The 8,346-nt window shown below is 47.4% G+C and carries 8 protein-coding genes; all 8 read left to right on the top strand.

Features of this window, described 5'->3' with window-relative positions; genetic code table 11:
- Window positions 1-266 (top strand): LysM peptidoglycan-binding domain-containing protein (locus PHU49_11390; GenBank protein ID MDD5244607.1); only part of this gene is annotated, 266 nt, incomplete at its 5' end.
- Between the two features lie 397 nt (window positions 267-663).
- Window positions 664-1,305, top strand: a complete 642-nt coding sequence (locus tag PHU49_11385) for a GntR family transcriptional regulator (protein MDD5244606.1) — start codon at window positions 664-666, stop codon at window positions 1,303-1,305.
- Window positions 1,306-1,372: 67 nt separating this feature from the next.
- On the top strand, window positions 1,373-2,443 hold the full coding sequence (locus PHU49_11380; protein MDD5244605.1) for a TRAP transporter substrate-binding protein: 1,071 nt from the start codon (window positions 1,373-1,375) through the stop codon (window positions 2,441-2,443).
- Window positions 2,444-2,513: 70 nt separating this feature from the next.
- A complete protein-coding gene (locus PHU49_11375) occupies window positions 2,514-3,020 on the top strand; it encodes a TRAP transporter small permease (GenBank protein MDD5244604.1) in 507 nt (168 codons plus the stop codon).
- Complete coding sequence (locus PHU49_11370; protein ID MDD5244603.1) at window positions 3,017-4,324, top strand: TRAP transporter large permease subunit; 1,308 nt, start codon at window positions 3,017-3,019, stop codon at window positions 4,322-4,324. The genes PHU49_11375 and PHU49_11370 overlap by 4 nt, the downstream gene beginning before the upstream one ends.
- Window positions 4,325-4,375: 51 nt before the next feature.
- A complete protein-coding gene (locus PHU49_11365; protein MDD5244602.1) occupies window positions 4,376-5,746 on the top strand; it encodes an MmgE/PrpD family protein in 1,371 nt (456 codons plus the stop codon).
- Between the two features lie 42 nt (window positions 5,747-5,788).
- A complete protein-coding gene (locus PHU49_11360) occupies window positions 5,789-7,198 on the top strand; it encodes an FAD-binding oxidoreductase (GenBank protein MDD5244601.1) in 1,410 nt (469 codons plus the stop codon).
- A 61-nt stretch (window positions 7,199-7,259) separates the two neighbouring features.
- Window positions 7,260-8,346: (Fe-S)-binding protein (locus PHU49_11355; GenBank protein ID MDD5244600.1), on the top strand; the 1,087-nt coding region annotated here is incomplete at its 3' end.

Genomic DNA, 8,346 nt, shown 5'->3' with positions numbered 1-8,346 from the left:
ACGGCATCGAAGTCGCGAGCCTCAAATCAATGAACAACCTGAAGAATGATAAGGTCTACCCTAATATGAAACTGAAGCTTGCCAGTTATTCACATAAAAAGCAGGTGTCAAAGGTCAAGTACCACGTAGTCAAAAAGGGTGAGACCCTGGGGTCCATCTCCGATAAATACGGCACAGACGTGGCAAGTCTTAAATCACTAAACAAACTGAAGAGCAGCAAGATCGTCGCCAACATGAAACTCAAGATCCCACGGGACGAAGGCTAAAACTCCGCAGCACACAACCGAATCAAACCCCCTCCTTAAGCTTCTATGACCTTCATCGAGAGATAGGGCGCCAATCAAGCCCGCAAAGACGCGGGATAAAGGCAGTGAATAGCAAGAGAAAAAAACCAAAGAGATAATAAGCGACCAGCATCCGGTTTGCTGTTGTTTTTTTTCGTCCCTCGTCCTTCGGTCCTTTTCAGCAAAAAAGAAATCCTTTTTGGTCAAAATACAGCATAGTTAAGGGACGTTGCTTCGCCTAAGTCCGGGGTAGGTGCATGCGGCGCGGTTCAGGGGAGCGAAAATTCCGGAAAGACTATGAAAAAATGCTTGACAGGTAGGTGAGGACTAATATATATGTATAAATATATGCATTAATATATGTAGGAATATATAAATTATGAAAACCTTACGACATCAAGCCTATAAGACTATCAAAGACAAAATAATCTTTTTACGGGTAAAACCAGGGGAAAGCCTGTTTGACTCTGAACTTGCAAAAGAGCTCGGTATAGGCAGAACACCGGTCAGGGAAGCCTTATTAATGCTCGAAAATGAGAAGCTGGTCGAATCTAAAAATAAGCTGGGTTACATGGTGCGTAAGCTCTCTCGCGAGGAGGCTTATGATTATTTTGCTATCCGTCAGGTTATTGAGGATTTTGCTATCCCCCTTATCATTAAGGGACTTACAGATAATACCATCGCAGAGCTGGAGCAAAATATCGAAAAGGTGAAGAGATATGTAGAAAAGAATGATTTTTACAACATCATTCGCTATGAGACGGAGTTTCATGAAATTCTCTACCGCACAACCAATTCAAAGGTGTATATAGAGGTTATTTCAGGACTTGTTGATAAGTTTCAATGGCTGAGAGCTATAGGCCTGAGTGCGCCCGGGGGGGTTCAACAGTCCCTGGGAGAACACATGAAAATACTTGCTGCCTATAAGACAGGAGACATTTCAGAGATCAAAAAATTGACGGAAGTGCATATTCAGGATGCAAGAGATAAGTTTGCCTCAATGGAACAAATTATTTTCTAAAAAGACCAAATAAGGGGTTTATGAAGCAACGGTTATGAAAAGCCGGAATAACTTTCAGGAGGTTGTCATGAGAAGAAAAAGTTTTTTCTATGGGATCGGTGGTATTATTGTAATGTTGGCATTTATTGCAGCGGCATTCGTTACTGCCTGGCCGGTTTCTGCAGCTGAAAAGCCTATCGAGTTGAGTCTCAATCACCTTTTCCCGGAGGTATCGTGGTTCCATAAAAATGCAGTAATTCCATGGAAAAATATGGTTGAGCAAAAAAGCAAAGGCAGACTTAAGATCAATGTCTACCCGAGCGGCGCCCTGGCAAAGGCCGGTACAATGTACGATGCTCTCAAGGCAGGCACGATCGACATCGCCTGGGATCCGGGGCCTTACTACATAGGCCGTTTCCCGATGAGCGAGGCCACGCAACTTCCTTTCCTGGGCGCTCAGTCTTCCTGGGCTGCAAGCCGTGCCTGGATGGACCTGTACTATGCATTTCCGGAACTCAGGAAAGAGTATGCTGACGTAAAGCTTCTATGGTTGTTCTCCCAGGGCCCTGCACAGCTTATTACGCGGAAACCGGTTAGAAAACTCGAAGACATGAAGGGACTGATCGTGAGAGCCCCCGGCGGAATGGGTGATTATATAAAGGCCTTAGGTGGTTCCCCGGTCTCAATACCTGCTCCTGAAAGCTACCTTGCGTTGTCGAAGGGGACAATAGATGCAACGGTGTTTCCAGGCGAGGCAATCCCGACATGGAAACTTCATGAGGTGACAAAATACGTAAACATGAGTAATATTGCCGTTCAGTGGTTCTGGGCAGCCATGAACAAAGATAAATACAACAGCCTGCCTAAAGACCTCCAGAAGGTCATAGACGAATGCAGCGGTACGGTGGGCGCCGATATTGTCGGAAAGGCGTGGAATGATGCCGATAAGGCAGGGTTCGAACTGGCGAAACAGAAGGGTATGGAGTTTATATACCTTACCCCGGATGAGGAGAAACGCTGGGAGCAGCAAGTTTCCCCGGTTACGGATAAATGGATAAAGACCATGGAGGCTAAAGGTTATCCTGCAAAGAAGTTTGTGGATGCAGCGAAAAAATCCATAGCGAAATACAATAAGCAGTTGGCCGGCACGAATAAGTAAACACATAACCGGTCGCAGATTTCCATCATAGGCAAAGCCGTAGGTTACTCACTGAAAAGGGAGGAACAGGGTGGGTCTGGAAAGATTTATCAGGACAATGGACAGGATGGTCAATTCGTTAAGCCGCTTACTTAACTTCGGCGGTGCCGGTTTCTTATTCATATTAATGCTCCTGGTGATGGCCCATGTAATAGGACGATATATATTAGTATTGCCGATACCTGGATCAGTTGAGCTTATAGAGTTTTTAATGGTTTTGGTTGTGTTTTTTGGGTTTGCTGAATGTGCAGTTCAACGCGGCAATGTCTCTGTCGATCTGTTTGTCGACCGGTTACCCGGAAAGGCTCAGGCAGTTATCGATGCCCTGACCTGTCTTCTCAGTATAGGTATTGTATCGCTCATAACCTGGCAAAGCGCAATACAAGTAAAAAGCTTGTGGCAGTCAGGGCTCGTATCCGGCGTATTGCATATCCCCCATTGGCCTTTCGCAATCGTGATGGTTCTTGGCTGGGCCGCATTCACGCTGGTGCTTATAACACATTTCTTCGAGAATCTGGGGAGGGTTTTAAGGAAATGAGCCCATTTACTATCGGACTAATCTTCATCGGCATCCTCCTCATCCTGTTGTTTTTACGTATGCCGGTTGGACTTGCGATGGCCCTTATCGGTTTTATCGGGTTTGCCTATATAACCAATGTGGGAGGCGCCTACGGTCAATTGAGGATCGTTCCGATAAGCATTACGGCAAACTATGACCTTTGCGTTATCCCTCTCTTCATGCTCATGGGTTCGTTGGCCTACCACTCCGGTTTAAGCCATGACCTTTATTACGGCGCCCACAAGTGTGTGGGCGACTTGCCGGGAGGATTAGCCATAGCTACCATCCTCGGGTGTTGCGGTTTTGCGGCTGTATGCGGCTCCACTCTGGCGACAGCCGCCACAATGGGCATGGTAGCCCTGCCGGAAATGAAAAAGTACAATTATGACCCCGCCCTGGCAACCGGCGCCGTTTCTGCCGGAGGATCACTGGGGGTGCTCATTCCGCCAAGTTCCATATTTATCATCTATGGCATACTCACGGAGCAATCGATCAGCAGACTTTTTATTGCAGGAGTTGTGCCCGGAATTCTGCTTGCCTCCTTATTTACTACCATTATCTATGTCCAGGCCAGGGTGAACCCGAAACTTGCTCCGCCGAGCGAGAGAATACCCTTTATCGAGAAGCTGAAGTCAATCAAACACATGTGGCCCGTGTTGACGTTATTTTTAGTGATCATGGGCGGACTCTACATGGGGGTATTCACCGCAACCGAGGCGGCCGGAGTTGGCGCCTTCGGCGCCTTCCTCGCCGGTTTGATCAAGAAAAGGCTCACCCGGCAAAAGCTTATTGCAGCCCTCGTGGAGGCAATGCGCTCTACCGCAATGATCTTTGTTATTATTATCGGCGCAATGATCTTTGGTTATTTCCTGACTGCAAGCAGGTTTACTACGGAACTGGCCAGCTTTATAGCCGGATTCAATGTATCACGCTATATGATCTTCGTTGGGATCATAATGATTTACATGATCCTCGGGTGTCTGATGGACACTATGGCCATGGTTATACTCACGGTGCCTATCTTTTATCCCCTTATTATAAAAATGGGCTTTGATCCCATATGGTTCGGTGTAATCATGGTGCTGATTGCGGAAATGGGGGTCATAACACCTCCAGTAGGCATGAACGTATATGTGGTGCATGGCATAGCCAAAGATGTGCCCATGTTCACCATATTTCGTGGTGCGATGCCATTTTTTATCATGATGATGGTGTGCATAGTTCTCCTCACAGTCTTTCCTCAAATCACAACCTTTCTACCCAATCTCATGGGGGGAGGATGAGGATATGAAATGTGTTTTTAAAGATAGAGCAATACAGGAGGAGGTTAAACGATGAATGTTACCAGGGATATTGTCAGCTACATCGCTGGAGCGCGCTTTGAAAACATTCCGGAAGAGGCAGTTGCAAGACTGAAGCAATTCATTCTGGACGAGATTGGCAATGCGCTGGGCGGATCTGTACTGCGATCAGGGAAGATTATCATTGAGTGGGGCAAACAGATGGGTGGTGCGCCCGAGTCGACAATCTTTGCTAATGGTACGAAAGTTCCGGCAGGAATTGCATCAGGGGTGAATACACAATTATGTATGGGCGTAGAACTCATGGAGACATATAAAAACATGTGTCATCCCGGATCAGGCATGGTAATGACAGCCCTGGCGCTTGGCGAAAGAAACAACCTTAGCGGAAAGCAAATCCTGACAGCAGTATGCACAGCATATGACGTTACAGGCAGGATCATCGATGCAACCTTCCCTTCTCCTGAATATAAGAAAAAAGTATGGAACCAAAACTGGCAAGGATGCGGACCATTGGTGACTGCGATAAAACTCCTGGGATTAAACGAAGAAGAGAGTATGAATGCTTTCGGTATGGGGTTAGGCCAGGGTCCTACGATGAATGTTCACAATATCCTCTATGTCCCGGCCTCCATGTCAAAGTGCGGAAATCAGTTTCACAACTTCGTTGCGATAAATGCAGTTCTTCTCGCAAAGTTAGGGTATACGGGTTTTTATGAGATTCTCGATGACCCCTATCCATACTGGACAACCATCTCAGACAGGAACGACTGGGAAACGTATACGAAGGGTTTGGGTAAGGACTTTTTCATTACTACCGCGATGTCTTTCAAACCCTGGCCAACGTGCAGATGGGCCCAGCCCGGGATCGAATCGCTGTTGGAGATCATGAAAACAGAAGGCCTGAAGCCGTCGGATATTGAAGAGGTCACCTACCACGCCCACGACAAGATCACGAGCTACCCGTATGACAATATAAATCCCGCTAATCCGGAGGACGCTTACTGGAGTGTTCCGTGGGCCTTTGCAAATGCCGCACTGGGTTACAAGATTGGACCGCCCTGGTACATTGATGACCGGTTTAGAGATAGCGAAATGCCAAAGTTTATGCGGAAGGTCAAGATTAAAACCCTCCCCGAGGCTGTCGAGGCCTTTGCCAGGGAGCCTGAAAAATCCATTACGCTGCTCGAGGTAAAAACAACTCAGGGGAAAATGTACACAAAAAGGACTATATATTGTAAGGGAGATTCGCAGAAACCCATGTCGCATGAAGAGATTGTCGCCAAGCTTCTTTCACAGACAGAGGGTGTTATTTCAGAAGACAAGGCGCACAAGCTTATTGAGCTTGTGGGAGACCTGGAAAACCTGCCGGATATTTCCGGGATTATTAAACTGGTGTATTAGGAGCGCAATCAACACAATCATAACAAACAAGGGGCCAGTACAATGAACAGCCACATTTACGAAAAAATCAAAGACATAGTTGGCGAGAAAAACGTATCTGATAATTATTTCGAGTTAATCAATAATACGCTTGATGCCTACCCGTACGAGCTGGATCTTGAGTCGCACGAGAAGCTACCCTATCTTGTGGTGAAGCCCAAAGACGAAAAAGAGGTGAGCGGGATATTCAAAGTGGCAAACAGCGAAAATATTCCTGTTTACCCGAGAGGATCAGGCACCAGTTTTACAGGTTCGGCAAGGGCGCCTGAAAAGGGTATCATTCTGAGTACAAGCAGGATGAAGTTTGTCGATATCAACACGGATTACGGGTATTTCGAATGTGGTCCCGGAATCACGGTCAATTCGCTTGATCTGTTGCTGGCGAAAGAGGGTTTTTTTCTGCCTGTCTACCCCGGGAGCAAGGTGGTTGCAACGATGGGGGGGATGATGGCCAACAATACCAGCGGCCATATCATCGACGCGTGTATCGGAAAACCGGCAGATTATGTCCTGGGCCTGACGGTTGTCCTTCCCACAGGAGAGATCCTCGAGACAGGCTCGAAGGCATTAAGAAAACCCGCCGGCACCGATCTCACAAAATTCTTTGTCGGCGGCGACGGTTTGATGGGTATTGTTACGCGCATAAGGATGAGGCTGGTTCCTGCAAAAGAAAAGGCCTTTGCAATTGCCTATTTCGAAAATGCAGAATCCGTAGCGCGTGCCGTTGTAAGGATGTACCGGGAAAAGGCTCCTGCACCGCTTTTTATGGAGTTTATGGACAAGGTAACCACAACCATCGGATTCGAACATGCGGGACTTCCGGTCCCTCCCGGATGCGCCATATTCTTTGCCTCCCTGGGGGCTTCAAAAGATGAGGCATCGCGCAATGTGCAGAGCCTGTTAGAGGTTATGAAGAAAGAGAATCCCATCAGGATGGAAGAGATCCGGGATCTGACCGTGTGGACAAAGATATGGACAGCGAGAGAGGTCATCATCGCATCCCTGATGCAAAAACATGATGGTCAGTTTACGGGACCTGAAATCGTTTCCAGCCTTGCAGATCTTGTGGAATGTATAAAGGAACTGGAACATTACGTTGATAAAAAACCGGTCTTCAAAGGCCTCCCGTTTTATCTGCTTGGTCATATCGGCGCATTAACGTTCCACCCAACGCTTATTGTCCCTAAAAATCTGGATAACGAAACAAAGAGAAGTATTGTCGCGGCAGGATTGGAAGTGGAATCTGAAATGAACTTGAGATTCGGCACATGCGGAGGCGAATGGGGCCAATTTGGAAAACGGAATACCTTTTTTAAACAGAGATACGGGGATAAGGCCTATGACCTCGTAAGACAGACAAAAAGAGTTTTTGACCCAAACGACATTCTCAGTCGCGGGTTATTGAGCCCATAATGCGTTAAGACCCTTTAAGGGATTCCGGCGCATCTAAGTAAAAACATTTTTGGGAGCTACGATGGAAAATCAAAATGAAAGCGGCAATGAGTTGAAAAGGGATATCCTTGAGATAGTGTCCAGATGTGTCAAGTGTCGTTTCTGCATCTCACAGTGCCCGGTTTATGAGGTGTCGGATGGCTGGGTAACCCAGGGGGGATCCGGGATCACCCAATCCCTTTATTATGGCATAAAGCTGGGCAGGATAGACAAAGATTTAAGGGACATCCTGATGCGTTGCACCACCTGCAGGAGTTGTGAGATTATCTGCGACAGACTGATGGCAGGGGTAAAACTGGTAGACGCGATCAAAATGGGCAGGAGGCTGCTTCTTGAGGAGGAGGTACCGCCGATCCGCGAACAGCAGAAGGCATTGGAGAACCTGCAGGTAGTCGGCAATCCATACGGTATGCAGCCTTCAAAGAGGACGGCATGGGCCGCGGACCTCGATGTCAAAAAGGCAGAGGAGGCACCGGGGAGCGATGTCCTCTATTACGTGGGATGCACGCCCTCGTATGACGACCGGGTGAAGGCCGTGGCCAGATCGATCGTTAAAATCCTGAAGGAAGCTCATGTGGACTTTGCCATTATGGAAGATGAAAAATCTTCCGGGGACCTTGCGTTGACGATGGGGGAGTACGGGTTATTCGAGTTGCTGGCAGAGGAGAATCTCGGAAGAATTCAAAAACCGGGGTTTAAAACTGTTATCACCACCTCCCCCCATGATTTCAACTGTTACTTAAAAGAATACCCTGAGGAGATGAGGAAGATTGAGATCAAACATTATACCCAGTTCCTCTCCGGTCTTATAGAACAGGGAAAGATACAATTCAAAAATACGATAAACAAGAAGGTGACATACCACGACCCATGTTATCTGGGAAAACATAATGGCATCTATGAAGAGCCGAGGAAGATATTGAAAAGCATCCCCGGGATAGAACTGGTTGAGATGCAGAGGAACAGGGAAAACAGCCTCTGCTGCGGAGGCGGAGGCGGCAGGATGTGGGCGGATTTTCTTGAAGAGCCGCGCTTAGCCGAGGTCAGGATACTGGAAGCGATAGACGCCGGGGCGGAATTATTGGCGACCGCATGCCCCTTTTGTCTCA

Source organism: Syntrophorhabdaceae bacterium (assembly GCA_028713955.1).
Classification (GTDB): domain Bacteria; phylum Desulfobacterota; class Syntrophorhabdia; order Syntrophorhabdales; family Syntrophorhabdaceae; genus UBA5609.
This window is presented reverse-complemented; position numbering and strand designations above follow the sequence as displayed.